Genomic DNA, 15344 nt, shown 5'->3' on the forward strand with positions numbered 1-15344 from the left:
GATCAGACCACCGGCTCCCGGATCAGGTGGACCATGGCGGCGCCGGAGTCGGGTACCCGCGCCTGCTTCCAGACCTCGATCGGGAAGGACACGTTCACCAGCGACTGCATCAGGTGCAGCAGCGCGCGGGCGTCGTCGGGCAGGTCGTCGAGCGGGAACTTGTCGCAGTAGGCGATCGCGTCCTCCAGGCGGGGGAAAGCGATGTCGTAGAACTCCTGCATCGCCGGCATGCTCGAGGCGAGACGCTTGGCGTAGCGCTGCGGCTCGGTGGGCAGCACCCAGTCGGCGAACCGCTCCAGATCGGCGAATTCAGTGGGCAGCAGTGGCATCTCGGTACTCCTTGACCTTGTCCTTGGCGACCTTGTGCAGGTGGCGCAGCAAGATCTCCTGGTCGTTGAGGGGGAACTCGGACACGATGCGAGTGGCCAGCATCGTCTGGGTGGCTTCCAAGGTGTTCGCGTCCTGCAACGCGTACTCCTTGAAGGTGACCGCGGCCAGCTCCTGGCCGAGGCGTTCGCGCGCGGTCTTCGGGGGCACGAAGTACAGGTTCGCCTCGAAGATGTGCTTGTCCACCGCGGTCGGCCAGTAGTGGTAGGTGAGGTACCAGCCGGGCTCCCAGAACAGCAGCGACATGTTCGGGAAGATCTCGAACTCGTCGACGCCCCAGGCCCGGTGGCGGGCGGGGTTGATCCCCTCGGGCAGCGGATTCAGGCCCTCGATATCGGGCTTGTCCCACGGTCCGAACAGACCGCTGCGCAGCACGCGCTCGATCGGCTTGACCATGTTCAGGTCCTTGGGCGGGGCCATGCCGCCCCATGAGGAGATCATCGAATGCGGACTCTGCAACTCGTAGTGCAGTGCCTCGTAGCCGACGCCGGCCAGCTTGTCGGCCTCGTCCTTGACCGCCTGCTTCATGTGCAGGATCGGCGCGTGATAGAACTCGGCGAACGCGTCGATGAACAGCTTCCAGTTGCTGCCGATCTCGGCCCGGTAGCTGTAGACCTCGGTGAACTCGTGGAACGGATACCCTTCGACGCCGGTGACGAGCGTGCCGAGGTACTCGGTGAGCGGCGGGGCGTCCTCGTCGAGGTTGACGAAGATGAACCCCTCCCACACCTCGCAACGCACCGACTTGAGGCCGTAGAGCTGCTTGTCGAGGTCGAAGAACTCCTTCTCCTGCTGAACGAAGTTCACCTCGCCCTCGAGGCTGTAGCGCCAGGCGTGGTATTTGCAGGTGAACTGGCGGCACGTGCCCGAGGTCTCTTCGTTCGGGAAGTCGTCCCAGACCAGTTTGTTGCCGCGGTGACGGCAGATGTTGTGGAACGCCCGCACGACCTCGTCGGTGCCCTTGGCGATGATGAGCGAGGTGCCGACCGAGGGCAGTTCCCTGGTGAAGTAGCTGCCTACCCGCGGAAGTCGTTCGACACGACCGATATTGAGCCAGGTCTTCTTGAAGATGGCACTGCGCTCGTCTTCGTAGAAGTCCGGGTCGATGGAGTCGGTGTAGTCGACCGGCTCGGTGCCGAGCTCGGGATAATGCTCCGTCCAGCTACCCGCGGTCGGTTTGGTGAAGTGGGACAAGGGGTTACCTTTCCGTTTGTTCGACTTCGACGCCGAAGGTGTTGAAAGCCATGGCCAACATGCCGTAGCCGCCGACTGTGAAGACCAGATCCATGCACTGCCGCTCGTCGAGGTGCGCGCCGAGGGCGGCCCAGGTCGCATCGGACAGGTTCGATGTCGTATCGAGTTCGTCGGTCGCGTCGAAGACCACGCGGTCGAACTCGTCGGTGGGAGTGCCGCCCCGCGCCGCCGCGATATCCGCGGCCGTCACGCCGGACTCGCCGGCCATCTCCACGTGATGTGCCCACTCGTAGGCGCAGCCGCGTCGATGGGCGACGCGCAGGATCGCCAGTTCGCGCACCCTCGCGGGCAGCGTCGACCGGAACAGCAGGTGCACACCGAGACTCAGGTAGGCCTTGGTCAGGTCGGGGTGGCGGACCAGGGTGGCGAGTGCGTTTCCGGCGCCTGCCGGGTTCTGCCGGTCCCGGGGAAGCAGACCGGACAGGGCGCGCTGAACCTGCTCGTCCCATTGGTCCGCCGGCAGCGGGGGTAGGCGCATCCGTCCTCCTCTCGATTCGGAGAATCACATTCTCACATTTGAACTGTAAGATTTCCACGGGTTGGTCGGATAGTCAACGAATCATTGATTCTCGCTGAGAGAGAAGCTAGTTTTCATTGAGAGAGAGCGATGTTAACCTCAGGAAGGGAGATCCACCATGACCGCAGTGCCACTGCGTCCCGGTGATCAACTCGCGAGCACCGTCTGCGGTACGAGGGTCGTCGTGATCCGGGTACCGGCCAACCGGACGCCCGCAATCGCTTGCGGCGCGAGTCCGATGGTTCCCGCGGCGAGCGCCCGGCCTGTCGTGGCCGACGGTGCGCCGGTCACGTTGATCGGCAAGCGGTATGTGGACGCCGCCGAGCACGTCGAGGTGCTGTGCATCGCGGCGGGCACCGGTGCGTTGAGCTGCGACGGCGACCCGATGACGGTCAAGGCGGCCAAAGCGCTGCCTGCCTCGGACTGATGGGGGAATCGCCTATGTCCGGCGGGATGAGTTTCGCGCTGAGCGAGGATCAGCAGTTGATCCGCGACTCGGTCGCCGAGCTGATGAAGAAGTTCGACGACAAGTACTGGATGGAGCGCGATCAGGCGCACGAGTTCCCGACGGCGTTCTACGACACGATCGCGGCGGGCGGGTGGCTCGGCATCACGATTCCGGTGGAGTACGGCGGGCACGGTCTAGGGATCACCGAAGCGTCGCTGTTGCTCGAAGAGGTCTCGCGCTCCGGCGGCGGGATGAACGCCGCCAGCGCGATTCATCTGTCGATCTTCGGCATGCATCCGGTGGTGGTGCACGGATCCGAGGAGCTCAAGCGGCGGACCTTACCGCGCATTGTCAGCGGTGATCTGCACGTATGTTTCGGGGTCACCGAACCGGGTGCGGGCCTCGACACCACCCGGATCAGTACCTTCGCCCGGCGCGAGGGTGATCACTACGTGGTCGACGGGCGCAAGGTGTGGATCTCCAAGGCCATGGAGTCGGAGAAGATCCTGCTGCTCACCCGCACCACCCGCTACGACGACGTCGCGAAGAAGACCGACGGGATGACGCTGTTCCTCACCGATCTCGACCGCACCAAAGTCGAGATCCGGCCGATCGCCAAGATGGGTCGCAACGCCGTCACCTCGAACGAACTGTTCATCGACGATCTGCAGATTCCGGTCGAGGATCGGGTCGGCGAAGAGGGAATGGGCTTCAAGTATCTGTTGGACGGACTGAATCCCGAGCGGATGCTGATCGCCGCCGAAGCGCTCGGCATCGGCCGGGTCGCCCTCGACAGGGCCGTGCGCTACGCGGGTGACCGCGAAGTCTTCGGCAGGCCGATCGGGATGAACCAGGCCATCCAGTTCCCTCTCGCCGACTCGCTGACCCATCTCGACGCCGCCGAGCTGGTTCTGCGCAAGGCCACCTGGCTCTACGACAACGGCCAGCCGTGCGGTCGTGAAGCGAACACCGCCAAATATCTGTGCGCGGAGGCGGGTTTCACCGCCGCCGATCGCGCGCTGCAAACCCACGGCGGGATGGGTTACGCCGAGGAGTACAACGTCGCCCGCTACTTCCGCGAGGCGCGCGTGATGAAGATCGCGCCGATCAGTCAGGAAATGATCCTGAACTACCTGGGATCGCACACGCTGGGAATGCCGAGGAGCTACTGAATGACTGACAAGACAACACTTTTCGATCTGACCGGTCGATCGGCACTGGTCACGGGCGCGGCAGGTGGCATCGGTGCCGCGGTCGCGCGGGCCTTGGCTACCGCGGGCGCCTCGGTGCTGGTCACCGACGTCGACGGCGCCGCCGCGGCCGTGGTCGCCGAGAAGATCGTGGCCGAGGGCGGCATCGCCCGCAGCGCGGCCCTCGACGTGCGCGACAGAGCGTCCGCGGATGTCGCGGTCGCCGCGGCGGCGGAGCTGGCCGGGGGAGTCCTGCACATTCTGGTGAACAACGCCGGCGTGACCGATCCCGCCATGTTCGCCCAGACCACCGAGGAATCGGTGTTGCGACTGCTCGACATCCACCTGCTCGGTACATTCCGCTGCACCCAGGCCGCGCTGGCGAAACTGGCGACCGACGGTACCGGCCGGATCATCAACGTCACCTCCTCGGCAGGCATCGTCGGCACGCTCGGCCAGGTGAACTACTCCGCGGCCAAGGCCGGGATCATCGGCGTCACGAAATCCCTGGCGCGCGAGCTGGCCCGCAAGCAGATCCTGGTGAACGCGCTCGCCCCGCTGGCGGCCACCCCGATGACCAGCACCCTGCGCACCGACGAGAAGTTCTCCGCGCAGATGTTGAACCGAATCCCGTTGCGGCGCTGGGCGGAACCGGACGAGGTGGCGGGCGCCTTCGTGTTCCTCGCCTCGGATGCGGCCTCCTTCGTCACCGGGCAGGTGCTGCCGGTCGACGGCGGCATGGTGATGTGATGGCCGCACACGCGGCGACGGACCCGGCGCCGTTGGCCGGTGTCACCGTGGTGGCGCTGGAACAGGCGGTGTCCGCGCCGATGTGCACCCGCACCCTGGCTGATCTCGGGGCACGGGTGCTCAAGGTCGAGAACCCGGACGGCGGCGATTTCGCACGCCATTACGACGATGTGGTCGACGGCCTCGCGGCGCACTTCGTCTGGGTCAATCGGGGCAAGGAATCGGTGGCGCTGAACCTGAAATCGTCGGCCGGAATGGAAGTGCTGCACCTGCTGCTCGACCACGCCGACGTGCTCGTTTCCAACCTGGCCCCCGGCGCGACCGCTCGGCTCGGCATCACACCGACCGACCTGGCGCAACAGCATCCCGACCTGATCGCGGTCGAGATCGACGGCTTCGGCGCCGGTGGTCCGCTCTCGGGCAAACGCGCGTACGACTTACTGGCACAGGCGGAATCGGGGGTGTGCGCCGTCACCGGGCTACCGGGCGCGCCCGCCAAACCCGGTCCACCGGTCGCCGATGTCTGCGCCGGTCTGTACGCGGCGATCTCGATCCTGGCCATGCTGTCGGCGCGGGAACAGCGAGGTCGCAGGGGCGCGGCGGTAAGTGTCAGCCTGTTCGACACGATGGCCGAGGTGATGGGCTACCAGCTCATCTACACCCGGCACTCTGGCGTCGATCAGCAGCCACTGGGCATGAGTTCGCCCGCGGTGGCGCCCTACGGCGCGTACCCGACCGGTGACGGGCAGACCGTGGTGCTCGGCACCACCAATGACGGGGAATGGCAACGGTTCGCGCGCGAACTGCTGGGGCGACCAGACCTCGCCGTCGATCCGAGGTTTCGGACCAATCCCGACCGGGTTCGCCACCGCGAGGTGCTCGACGCCGAGATCAGCGCCTGGTGCGCCCGCCACGACCTGGCCTTCCTCCAGCAGGCCGCCGACACCGCGGGCATCGGCAACGCCCGCTATAACACCCCGAGCGAAGTGCTGGTCCATCCCCAGTTGACCGACCGTGATCGCTGGCGTCGGATCGACACCCCGGTCGGGCCGATCCCGGCGCTGCTACCGCCGCCGATCATCACCGGGTTCGAACCGCCTATGGGTGCGGTGCCCGCGCTCGGCGAACACACGAACGCCGTGCTCGCCGAGTTCGGCCTCACCGATGACGAGATCGGACTGCTGCGCCTGCACGGTCTCATTACCTCGGCCGTGCCCTGATGACGGTGGGGGGCAAGGACAGTGACGGGCTCGACGAGCAGGTACTGCTGTCCGAAGACCGGAACGGGGTGCGCACGCTGACCCTGCATCGCCCGCGTCGCAAGAACGCGATCAACCGGGAACTGTGGGCGGCGCTGCGCGTGGCGCTGGACGCGGCGGGCCGTGATCGCGGCGTCCGCACGCTCGTGCTCACCGGTGCGGGCGGGGCGTTCTGTTCGGGTGCGGATATCTCTACACCCGACCCTAGTCATCCGATCCACAAGTTGCGCGCGCTCACCGAGGTCGCGCTGCTGCTGCACGAGTTGCCGATTCCCACCATCGCCAAGGTGCGCGGGGTGGCGGTCGGGGCGGGCTGGAATCTGGCACTGGGCTGCGATCTGGTGGTCGCGGAACCGGATTCGCGGTTCTCGCAGATCTTCACCCGCCGCGGGCTGTCGCTCGATCTCGGCGGGTCCTGGCTCCTGCCCAAACTCGTCGGGCTGCAACAGGCCAAGCGGCTGGCGCTGATGGCCGAGACGATCGACGCCACGCAGGCGCACGCACTGAACCTGGTGACCTGGGTCGTCGCGGAGCCGGAGCTCGATGCCTTCGTCGTCGAACTCGCCGAACGGCTGGCCGCGGGACCACCCGTCGCGCTGGCCCAGACCAAGGCGCTGCTGAACGAGGGCGCCGACCGCACCCTGCGCGACGCACTGGCCAATGAGGCTCGCGCACAAGGGGTCAACTTCGCGACCGCCGACGCACCGGAGGCGTTCGCGGCGTTCGCCGCCGCCCGGGAACCGGAGTTCACCGGCCGCTGGGCGCTCGCCCGGCAGACCGAAGACAACCATGACTAGTTCGAATGGAGATCGCGATGCGTGAGGTAGTAGTGGTCGAAGCGGTGCGCACGCCGTGGGGCAAACGCAACGGCGGCCTGTCGGGGATCCATCCGGCGGACCTGTCCGCGGTAGTGCTCACCGCGTTGATCGAGCGCACCGGGATCGACCCGGCCGTCATCGATGACGTGATCTGGGGCTGTGTTTCCCAGGTCGGTGACCAGTCGAGCAATATCGGGCGCTACGCGGTGCTGGCCGCCGGATGGCCGGAGAGCATCCCCGGCACGACGGTGAACCGGGCCTGCGGCTCGAGCCAGCAGGCAGTGGATTTCGCTGTGCAGGCGGTGATGTCGGGTCAACAGGACGTCGTCGTGGCGGGCGGGGTGGAGGTGATGAGCCGGGTACCGCTGGGATCGGCGAAAGCCGGCGGGTCCCCGTATGGCCCGAAAGCCCTTGCGCGCTACCCGGATTTCTCGTTCAACCAGGGCATCTCCGCGGAGCTGATCGCTCAGAAGTGGGGACTGACGCGGCATCGGCTCGATGAGTTCGCCTCGCTCTCGCACGAGCTGGCCGCCGTCGCCCAGGATCGAGGCGCGTTCGACGCACAGCTCGTGCCCGTCGACACCGAGGGTGCCACGGTGACCGCCGACGAAGGCGTGCGCCGCGGGACGAGCCCCGAGACCCTCGCCAGGTTGAAACCGGCCTTTCAGGACGACGGCGTGATCCACGCGGGCAATTCGTCCCAGATCTCCGACGGTGCCGCCGCCGTGCTGGTGACGACACCGGAGCGCGCCCGCGAGCTGGGGGTGACACCGCTGGTGCGTTACCGCGCGGGCGCGGTCACCGGTGCCGACCCGGTGCTGATGCTGACCGGTCCGATCCCGGCGACCGAGAAGGTCTTGCGCAAAGCCGGTCTGGATCTCTCCGAGATCGGCGTCTTCGAGGTGAACGAGGCGTTCGCGTCGGTACCGCTGGCCTGGCTCGCCGAAACCGGCGCCGACCCACAACTGGTCAATCCGCTCGGCGGTGCGATCGCGCTGGGTCATCCGCTCGGCGGTTCGGGAGCGGGCCTACTCGCCCGAATGGTTCATCACATGCGCGACAACGGAATTCGCTACGGCCTGCAGACGATGTGCGAGGGCGGCGGCACCGCCAACGCCACCATCGTCGAACTGGCAGCCTGACCACAAGGAGACATCGGTGCGCCGAGACATCTACACCGAGGACCACGAAGCTTTCCGCGGGCTGGCCAGGGAATTCATCGAGAAGGAGATCGTTCCCCACTACGCCGAGTGGGAAAAGGCCGGGCAGATGCCGCGAGAGATCTTCGAAAAGCTCGGTGCGCTCGGTATTCTCGGCGTCGCCATCCCGTCGGCGTACGGGGGAGCGGGGCTGCGGGACTATCGCTACAACGCCGTCCTGCAGGAGGAAGCGGGGCGCGCACTGGTGACCCTGAGCACGGTGCGCACCCAACTCGACGTCATCCTGCCCTACTTCCTGGAATACGCCGACGAGCAGCAACGCGAACGCTGGTTTCCCGGCCTCGCGAGCGGTACGTTGCTCACCGCCATCGCGATGACCGAACCGGGGACCGGCTCCGATCTGGCCGGCATGCGCACCTCTGCCGTTCGCGACGGCGACGACTATCTGCTCAGTGGCGCGAAGACTTTCATCACCGGCGGCCTGCTCGCCGACCTGGTGATCGTGGTGGCGCGGACCTCGACCGACCCGGACAACCGGCGCGCGGGTCTGACACTGTTGGTGGTCGAGGACGGTATGCCCGGATTCGAGCGCGGGCGGGTGCTGGACAAGATGGGGTGCAAGGTGCAGGACACCGTCGAGTTGTCGTTCGACGCTGTGCGGGTTCCCGCGGCGAATCGGCTCGGTGCCGACGGTGCGGCGTTCGGCTACCTCGGAAACAATCTGTCGCAGGAACGGATGACGGTCGCTGTCGGCTCGGTCGCCCAGGCGCGGGCCGCGATCACCGCGACGATCGACTACGTCAAAGAGCGCAAGGCTTTCGGGAAACCGGTCTCGTCGTTTCAGAACACCAAGTTCGAACTCGCCGCGATGTCGGCGGAGCTCGAGGCCGCGCAGACCATGGTGGATCGTGCCGTCCTCGATCTGGTGGAGGGCGAACTGTCCGGCCCCGACGCCGCCCGCGTCAAACTGTTCACCACCGAAATGCAAGGCCGGGTGGTCGATCGCTGCCTGCAACTGTTCGGTGGCTACGGCTATATGACGGAGTACCCGATCGCACGGCTCTACACCGATGCGCGGGTGGCCCGCATCTACGCCGGAACCAGCGAGGTCATGAAGGTGATCATCGCTAAATCCCTCGGTCTGTAAGGGGTGAGCGCCTCTGCCCCACGACCACCGTTGTCGTGGGGCAGATCCCGCTGACCGAGAATGTCATCGGCGCGCGATCACACATTCCTCGATGAAGGACATGACCCTGAGGTGATACGCGGTCGCCGAGTGCCCCATGCTCAGGTTGTGGCCGCTGTCGGCTTGCTCGTTGAGCACTACGCGCGGCGCGGATGTGAACAGGGCGGCCACCTCGCCCAGCGCAATCGAGTCGGTGCGCCATACCCTCTCGTAGGCGCCCACGGTGAACTGGACCGGAACGCCGACTTTCGCGGCGAGGCGCGCGAAATCGTGCGTCGCCCACCGTGGCATCACAGTGGCTTCATAGGCGGGGCCGGGTGACGCGATCGCCGCACCGCCGAAGATCTCGGTGGGATACAGATGGCTGGGCTGCCAGAGCAGTTCGCGCAGTCGGTCGCCTCGACCGGGTCCCCCTGCCGTCAGGCTACTGATGGCATCGGGATGGTGTTCTCGGCCGGTGCCCGCCAGTTCGACACCGAGCAACGTCTCGCCGCGCTCGTCGGCGGCCATGCGCACAGCCAACTCGCACCCGGCCGAATGCGCGAGGACGAACAGCCCCGCGCCGCGGGGCCGCGTCCCGAGGATCCGCTCCACGACGCCATAGGCGAGGTCGACGCGTCGGGCGGCCGGTGCGATTTCCCTCGCGTGCGGCGCCGAACTGCCGTAGCCGGGGCGGTCGATCGCGAGCACGGTGAACCCGAGCGCGGGTGCGGTCCGCAGCAGCGACAGCCGGGGATGTCCGGGGCAGTCGAAGTAGGCGGAGGTCGTCACGCCCCCGTGTACCGCGATGATGACGGCACGGGGGTCGGCGGCCTCGGCCAGCAGCGCGGACATCGGGACACCGTCGATATCGACGGTGTGGGAGCTGATCGGGAAGTCGTGCGGTAGCCGCACCAGGTCGGACCCGGCACTGGTCATAGCTTCGGGTCGCTTTCGCAGTGGGCGGGCACGGCGGTGAGATGGCCGGCCTCCGCGGAGACCAGGACGGCGCAGGCGGCGATCGTCATGTCGGGCAGCACCGCCTTGGCGTAATGGAAGAACCTCGCGCGCAGGCGCTGTGCGATGGTGACGCCGCCGGTGATCGGCGATGGCGATGGGGGATACATCTCGATCAAGGAGACTCTCCATTCAATATGGGAGAACCATACTCTCGCGGCTGATTTACGCGCAAGAGAGGGCAATGACATGCGGTTAGGGTTGCCGGAAGAGGGCATTTCCGCTTCATTGAAGCTGCGGTAGTGTCGGGTTGCGACACCGCAATGTGATCGAATCGGGGTTGCGATCAGAACTCATTCTCTAATATGAGAATAAGATTACCATCTAGGTCGGGAGAGCACGATGCCGTTGATCGCTTCGGTCGGTACCTATCTGCCGTGCTGGGGTACCGCCGAACAGCGCGTATCCGGTGACGACGAAGACGCGATCACACTCGCGGTCGAGGCGGGCCGGGCCGCGATCGCCGCCGGGGTCGGGGTGGAGCACGTGGTGCTGGTCAGCCGGGATCTCCCGCTGCTGGAAGGCGGCAATGCCGCGGTGCTGCTGGCGGGTCTGGGCTTGGATTCCGAACTCGAGGTGACCGAACGCCTCGGTGGTGCACCCGCGACCCTGGACGCCCTCGGCTCGGCGCGGCCGCGGACTCTGGTGATCGGCGTCGACCTCGATCCGGCCGGTGCGGCCGCCGCGGTCACGGGCGAACGGGGGTTGCAGGTGCGGACCGTGGCGCGTGTCGCCCGGAGCCTGCCGGTCCGGGCTCGCTACGCCACCGGCGTCGTGCACGACTACGGCGACCCCCGATTGTTGCGTGAACGTGGACTGCTCGGGTCACTGGCCGCGTCCTGGCTCGACACCCCCGTCGCGGTGGCAGGCGTCGATCACGAACAGGCCGCCGATCTGTGTGTCGGCACCCCGCCGCCGCTGCCGACGCTGGGCGCGAGTTCTGGATTGTTCGCGCTGGCGGCGATGGTGGAAGCGGGGCAGGCGGGCCCGCTGGTCGGCGTGGAGCAGGGGAGTCTGTCCGCTGTCACGGTCTCGGCCGGCGTGGTGCCGGTGCATCGGCATGAACCGGAGCCGCGCGGGAAACCCCTGGCCACGTTCGTGCCCGGTGCCGACATCCCGATCTCCCTTGCCGCCTACGAGCGCGCCTTCGAGGCGAAAGTTCGCTGGGTCGCCGGTCGGCATGCCGACACCGACGAACTGGATTTCCCGCCCCGGTATCGGGTCGACGACGACGGTGCGCTGCGCACCGACTACACCCTGGTGCCGTTGCCGCGGACCGCCGTCGTCTACACGTCGGTGACGGTGCATGTGCCGGTGCCGGGGCTGAAGACGCCGTATTCGCTGGTCATCGTCGAACTCGACGAGGTCGGTGTGCGCGCGCTGGTGAAGGTGACCAGCGCCGAACCGGGTTCGGTGGCCATCGGCGACCGTGGTCGCATGGTGCTGCGGCGCGTGGCTGTGCGGTCAGGAGTGCCGGACTACGGCTACGCATTCGAACCGGAAACCCTCGAACGACAGGAGTCGGCAGCATGAGAAGAGTTGCCATCGTCGGCGCCGGAATGACGCCCTTCGCCGAGCATTTCGCGCTCGGTATCAAAGATCTCGTGCCGATGGCCTTCGCCGACTGCGCGCGCAGCATCGACAAGGGCTTGCGCAAGTCCGATATCCAGGCCGCCTGGTTCGGCGAGCTCGGAACCGCCGACGGGTTCGCCTCCGGCATTCTCGCCGATACCCTCGGCCTGCCCGACATTCCGGTGACCCGCGTCGAAAACGCCTGTGCAACTGGGCACGACGCGGTCCGCAACGCCCTGCTCGGCATCGCCTCCGGTGCTATCGACGTCGCACTGGTGGTCGGCGCGGACAAGCTGCGCGAGTCTGCATCCAAGGACATGCTGTGGGAGTGGGAGGCGATGACCCGTGATATGGCATGGGACTATCCGCTCGGGCTGGTCGCGCCTGCCGGGTTCGCGCTGCATGTGGCCAGGTATCTGCACGAATCGCCTGCCACCCGTGAGCACATGGCCATGGTCGCGGTGAAGAATCACAAGCACGGCGTTCGAAATCTCAAGGCGCGGTTACGCTTCGAGATCAGCATCGAGGAAGCCCTCGCGGCGCCGACGGTGGTCACCCCCTTCGGGCTCTACGATTGCGCGCCGCAGAGCGACGGAGCGGCAGCTCTCGTGCTCGCCGCCGAGGACGTGGTGGATCGCTACACCGATCGCCCGGTATGGATTCAGGGGGTGGGACTCGGCATGGATTCGGTGATGCACCAGCACAAGCGGGACATGACGACCTTCCCCGCCACGGTCCGCGCGGCCAAGCAAGCTTTCGGGATGGCTGGGTTGACGCCGTCGGATATCGACGTCGCCGAGGTGCACGACTTCTTCACCGGCATCGAGTTGATGAGCTACGAGGATCTCGGTTTCGCCGACCGGTTCGAGGCCCACAAGCTCGTGGAAGCGGGAGTCACCAGCGTCGGCGGCGCGCTACCGGTGAATCCGAGCGGTGGCTTGAAGTCGAAGGGGCATCCGCCGGGCGCCACGGGTGTCGCTCAGTGCGTCGAGCTGTTCGAGCAGTTGCGCGGTGATGCGGTGAACCAGGTCGATCGAGCGCGAATCGGCTTGGCGCACTCCATCGGTGGTCCGACCGCGGTGGCGGCTGTGACGATCCTGGCCGGGCCGGACGCTCGAGGCACCTCTCAGCCGTAGATGATCCGTCCGTCGACGACGGTGGCCGCGATCGGCGGGTTGGGCAGGATCGCGGCCACGTCCTCGGGTGCCACCGCCAACAGCGTCAGATCGGCGACTTCGCCGGGTGCGATGGTGCGCGGCGCGGCCGGCCGTTCGGGTCGGCCGATGAACAGGCTCACCGCCGATTGAAGTGAAAGGCGCTCGGCCACATCGCGATCCGAATCTCGGTCGACGGCGGCGTGGACGAGCCGCCACGGGTCCGCGCCACCGAACGGGGCGTCGGTGCCTGCGGCCACGCCCACCCTCGCCTCCAGCAGTGACCCGAGCCGCCACAGATCCGGACGATCGTCGGTGGGCACTTCACGCCGATACTGGTCACCTCGTTCGCCCAGGAAATGCGGCTGGGTCACCACCGGTACCCGGTTCGCACGCAACCACGCCATCGCCTCGACCGGGATGATCGCACCGTGCTCGATGCGATCGCCGCGACGCACGCCCGCGCCGTCGAGGGCGGTCATCGTCAGAATCAGTTGGACCCTGGTCACGCAGTGCACCGCCACCGATCGATCCGCGGCGTGGATCTCGCGGATGCGGGCGATGAACTGATCGAGGGTCGGCAGGGCCGTGTCGTCGAGCAGGATCTTGGTCGGCCCCAGGGAGAACCGCAGGATTCCCGGGGCGGTGATGGCGGGCGGTGCCATGCAGTGAACTCGTTGCTGAATACGGCCACTGGCCACATCACGGGCGAAATCGTCGATATCGGTCTGCCGCAGGCCGGGAGTAGCGTCGGTGACGCCGGTGATCCCCAGTGCCGCGGCGCGCGCGCTGACCGTGGTGAGATCGATGGGCCGGGTGGCGATCTGGGCACCGAGCCAGGCATCCATCCGCCAGAGTCTGCCGTTGACCCGGCCGTCGAGGTCGCGTTCCACCCCTGGCTGGATGCAGCGCTCCAGCTCTACCGCTGCGCAGGCACGCGAATTGAGCGTCCAGAGGGCGCCGGAGCGATGTTGGATACGGACCGGACGCCCCGGGATCAAGCGATCGAGTGCCCATCGGTCCAACTCCCCAGCTGCCGACTCGTGGTAGCCGACGCCGCGGATCCACACCCCCTTCGGCAAGGTCGCGTCCGCCCGCCGCAGCCGAACCGCCAGATCGTCGACGGTGTGGATCGCCAGTGGGCCGAGCTGGAGTGAATCGGCGGACGCGGCGAGGGAACGCAGGTGCACATGGTGGTCGTGCAGGCCGGGCAGCAGCCACCCGCCGCCCGCGTCGATGTCGTCCTCGCCGGGAAGTGGTCGTAGCCCGGTTCCACATTGGGTGATCGACCTACCGTGCCACCGAACATCGGAGTGCTCGGTCCCAAAGATCCGAGCCCGTCGGATGAGCATCAGGCATCACCCGACCACAGTGGCGCGGGTGCGGCGACGGTGCTGCGGCGCTGTGTCTGTGCGCATTCCACGATCCAGTCGTCGCCGTGTCCGCGAACCGAGTGCGGTCCGTGCGTGATCGGCGGCGCGGCCGCGAAAGCCGCCGCCGTGGCTTGCATGGACAGGTCGATCAGCACGCCGCCGCCGCTGTGGCGTGCGCAGGCCACCGCCAGCGCAGCGCAGATACCCGAGAGCGGATCTGCGATCGCGTCAGCGCAGAAGACCGGCTCGCCCTTGTGTCGGCCGACCAGACCGCCCGCGACCGCGGCGTCGTCGCCGAAGGCCACCCGCATCGGATCGGATCGGCCGTAACCGGTGAGGCTCAACCAGATCTGGCCGTCGCGGTGCGGGCGATCCTCGGGTGCGAGTCCGAGTTGAGCCAGCGCCCGTGGACGGGACGCCTCGAGCACGATATCGGCCGAATCGAGCAGTTCTCCCAAGGCTTTCCGGCCCGCCTCGGAGCGGAAGTCGATGGTGCGGAATTCATGTCCGGCGTGCAGCCAGTCGAAGAACCGAGGATCACCGACGCGGGTGCCGTCAGGCCGATGCGCACCCTCCACCTTGATCACCCGTGCGCCGGCCAGACCGAGTATTCGCGCGCACAGCGGCCCGGCCCACATCGATGACAGATCGACGACGACGAGTCCACGCAGTGTGCGCGCGGCGACCGGTGTGGCGATGCGAGAAACGCGCCATGGCAGCACTTTTCGCGGCGTGGTGAGCACAGATGCCGGAACGCCGAGCAGTTGTGCTCGTTGTACCAGGTCGGCCGCCGATGAGAGTGCCGCTGCCGCCTCGAGCGCGGTCCACAGATCTCCGTCGACACTGCCGCCGAGAATCGCGGGGACGGCGTCGATGTCGTCGGGGCGGCTCAGTGTGAGGGCGCACCAGCCGTCGGCGGTACGAAGCAACCTGCTCGCGCCGTTCGCCGACCGGCGCCCCGTTCGCCGTAGTCCCGCTCGTCGCGCTCTGCCGGTCAACGCGACCGCCGGGTCGAGGTCGACGCGGTCGCCGAGATCGTCGGTGATCCACGACAGCGCGCGCAGCGCTGCACGCAGCAGGCTGTAGGCGGGTGCGGGGGACAGGACCGGCGCGGCATCGTGGCCGGTCAGCGCCATCGCACCGGAACCAGCCCAGGCCAGCACAGGGCAGTCCAGGTCGGCGGGAAAGTCGTCGGGGACTGTATGGGTGGTCAGGGTGCGGATCCACTCGTCCACCACGGCGTGTGGTGTTCGGTTGTCCGCCTGGGGATCTGATCGCAT

16 protein-coding genes are annotated in these 15344 nt (G+C 67.2%); 9 read left to right on the forward strand and 7 right to left on the reverse strand.

Annotation, left to right across the window (positions count from 1 at the left end; genetic code table 11):
* Positions 1-2: 2 nt before the first annotated feature.
* The 3 genes from IBJ82_RS22530 to IBJ82_RS22540 are packed head-to-tail and all read right to left on the reverse strand — an operon-like array spanning position 3 to position 2119.
* A complete protein-coding gene (locus tag IBJ82_RS22530) occupies positions 3-329 on the reverse strand; it encodes a hypothetical protein (RefSeq protein ID WP_194827955.1) in 327 nt (108 codons plus the stop codon).
* Positions 310-1581: an aromatic ring-hydroxylating dioxygenase subunit alpha gene (locus IBJ82_RS22535; RefSeq protein ID WP_194827956.1), complete on the reverse strand. Its 1272-nt coding sequence runs from the start codon at positions 1579-1581 to the stop codon at positions 310-312. Before IBJ82_RS22535 ends, IBJ82_RS22530 begins: the two co-directional genes overlap by 20 nt.
* 4 nt (positions 1582-1585) lie before the next feature.
* Entirely contained in the window at positions 1586-2119 is a 534-nt protein-coding gene (locus IBJ82_RS22540; RefSeq protein WP_194827957.1) for a carboxymuconolactone decarboxylase family protein, read from the reverse strand.
* Between the two features lie 157 nt (positions 2120-2276).
* On the opposite strand from IBJ82_RS22540, the gene IBJ82_RS22545 reads away from it, so the two are divergent.
* From IBJ82_RS22545 to IBJ82_RS22575, 7 genes are read left to right on the forward strand one after another with little or no spacing between them, the layout of a single operon-like run.
* Positions 2277-2585 (forward strand): hypothetical protein, encoded by a 309-nt coding sequence (locus IBJ82_RS22545; protein ID WP_194827958.1) that lies wholly within the window; start codon positions 2277-2279, stop codon positions 2583-2585.
* A 14-nt stretch (positions 2586-2599) separates the two neighbouring features.
* Complete coding sequence (locus tag IBJ82_RS22550; protein ID WP_194827959.1) at positions 2600-3778, forward strand: acyl-CoA dehydrogenase family protein; 1179 nt, start codon at positions 2600-2602, stop codon at positions 3776-3778.
* Positions 3779-4546, forward strand: coding sequence for an SDR family NAD(P)-dependent oxidoreductase (locus IBJ82_RS22555; protein ID WP_194827960.1), 768 nt, complete (start codon positions 3779-3781; stop codon positions 4544-4546).
* Entirely contained in the window at positions 4546-5766 is a 1221-nt protein-coding gene (locus tag IBJ82_RS22560) for a CaiB/BaiF CoA-transferase family protein (protein ID WP_194827961.1), read from the forward strand. The genes IBJ82_RS22555 and IBJ82_RS22560 overlap by 1 nt, the downstream gene beginning before the upstream one ends.
* Positions 5766-6602 (forward strand): enoyl-CoA hydratase/isomerase family protein, encoded by an 837-nt coding sequence (locus tag IBJ82_RS22565; RefSeq protein WP_194827962.1) that lies wholly within the window; start codon positions 5766-5768, stop codon positions 6600-6602. The genes IBJ82_RS22560 and IBJ82_RS22565 overlap by 1 nt, the downstream gene beginning before the upstream one ends.
* 17 nt (positions 6603-6619) lie before the next feature.
* The gene (locus tag IBJ82_RS22570) at positions 6620-7765 is read left to right on the forward strand and encodes a thiolase family protein (protein WP_194827963.1); all 1146 of its coding nucleotides are present in this window, start codon (positions 6620-6622) and stop codon (positions 7763-7765) included.
* Positions 7766-7781: 16 nt separating this feature from the next.
* Positions 7782-8930 carry an acyl-CoA dehydrogenase family protein gene (locus IBJ82_RS22575; protein WP_194827964.1) on the forward strand — a complete coding sequence of 383 codons (1149 nt, stop codon included), beginning with the start codon at positions 7782-7784 and terminating at the stop codon, positions 8928-8930.
* A gap of 63 nt (positions 8931-8993) precedes the next feature.
* On the opposite strand, the gene IBJ82_RS22580 is transcribed toward IBJ82_RS22575, so the two are convergent.
* The gene (locus IBJ82_RS22580) at positions 8994-9803 is read right to left on the reverse strand and encodes an alpha/beta fold hydrolase (protein ID WP_228537600.1); all 810 of its coding nucleotides are present in this window, start codon (positions 9801-9803) and stop codon (positions 8994-8996) included.
* Positions 9804-9883: 80 nt separating this feature from the next.
* The gene (locus tag IBJ82_RS22585; protein ID WP_194827966.1) at positions 9884-10084 is read right to left on the reverse strand and encodes a hypothetical protein; all 201 of its coding nucleotides are present in this window, start codon (positions 10082-10084) and stop codon (positions 9884-9886) included.
* Between the two features lie 223 nt (positions 10085-10307).
* Between IBJ82_RS22585 and IBJ82_RS22590 the strand changes: the two genes are divergently transcribed.
* The gene (locus IBJ82_RS22590) at positions 10308-11498 is read left to right on the forward strand and encodes a Zn-ribbon domain-containing OB-fold protein (protein WP_194827967.1); all 1191 of its coding nucleotides are present in this window, start codon (positions 10308-10310) and stop codon (positions 11496-11498) included.
* Positions 11495-12673 (forward strand): beta-ketoacyl synthase N-terminal-like domain-containing protein, encoded by a 1179-nt coding sequence (locus tag IBJ82_RS22595; RefSeq protein WP_194827968.1) that lies wholly within the window; start codon positions 11495-11497, stop codon positions 12671-12673. The genes IBJ82_RS22590 and IBJ82_RS22595 overlap by 4 nt, the downstream gene beginning before the upstream one ends.
* Here IBJ82_RS22595 and IBJ82_RS22600 read toward each other — a convergent pair.
* A complete protein-coding gene (locus tag IBJ82_RS22600; RefSeq protein WP_194827969.1) occupies positions 12664-14043 on the reverse strand; it encodes an amidohydrolase family protein in 1380 nt (459 codons plus the stop codon). The two genes, IBJ82_RS22595 and IBJ82_RS22600, sit on opposite strands and share 10 nt — an antisense overlap.
* Positions 14043-15344 (reverse strand): CoA transferase, encoded by a 1302-nt coding sequence (locus IBJ82_RS22605; protein WP_194827970.1) that lies wholly within the window; start codon positions 15342-15344, stop codon positions 14043-14045. Before IBJ82_RS22605 ends, IBJ82_RS22600 begins: the two co-directional genes overlap by 1 nt.

This window comes from Nocardia sp. XZ_19_231, from assembly GCF_015355705.1.
GTDB classification, from domain to species: Bacteria; Actinomycetota; Actinomycetes; order Mycobacteriales; family Mycobacteriaceae; genus Nocardia; species Nocardia salmonicida.

Bases quoted from the DNA above. Each gene is read 5' to 3' on its own strand.
- IBJ82_RS22595 (WP_194827968.1), top strand. From the start codon at position 11,495: ATGAGAAGAGTTGCCATCGTCGGCGCCGGAATGACGCCCTTCGCCGAG.
- IBJ82_RS22540 (WP_194827957.1), bottom strand. From the start codon at position 2,119: ATGCGCCTACCCCCGCTGCCGGCGGACCAATGGGACGAGCAGGTTCAG.
- IBJ82_RS22545 (WP_194827958.1), top strand. From the start codon at position 2,277: ATGACCGCAGTGCCACTGCGTCCCGGTGATCAACTCGCGAGCACCGTC.
- IBJ82_RS22600 (WP_194827969.1), bottom strand. From the start codon at position 14,043: ATGCTCATCCGACGGGCTCGGATCTTTGGGACCGAGCACTCCGATGTT.
- IBJ82_RS22555 (WP_194827960.1), top strand. From the start codon at position 3,779: ATGACTGACAAGACAACACTTTTCGATCTGACCGGTCGATCGGCACTG.
- IBJ82_RS22565 (WP_194827962.1), top strand. From the start codon at position 5,766: ATGACGGTGGGGGGCAAGGACAGTGACGGGCTCGACGAGCAGGTACTG.
- IBJ82_RS22560 (WP_194827961.1), top strand. From the start codon at position 4,546: ATGGCCGCACACGCGGCGACGGACCCGGCGCCGTTGGCCGGTGTCACC.
- IBJ82_RS22605 (WP_194827970.1), bottom strand. From the start codon at position 15,344: ATGCGATCAGATCCCCAGGCGGACAACCGAACACCACACGCCGTGGTG.
- IBJ82_RS22550 (WP_194827959.1), top strand. From the start codon at position 2,600: ATGTCCGGCGGGATGAGTTTCGCGCTGAGCGAGGATCAGCAGTTGATC.
- IBJ82_RS22580 (WP_228537600.1), bottom strand. From the start codon at position 9,803: ATGTCCGCGCTGCTGGCCGAGGCCGCCGACCCCCGTGCCGTCATCATC.
- IBJ82_RS22530 (WP_194827955.1), bottom strand. From the start codon at position 329: ATGCCACTGCTGCCCACTGAATTCGCCGATCTGGAGCGGTTCGCCGAC.
- IBJ82_RS22570 (WP_194827963.1), top strand. From the start codon at position 6,620: ATGCGTGAGGTAGTAGTGGTCGAAGCGGTGCGCACGCCGTGGGGCAAA.
- IBJ82_RS22590 (WP_194827967.1), top strand. From the start codon at position 10,308: ATGCCGTTGATCGCTTCGGTCGGTACCTATCTGCCGTGCTGGGGTACC.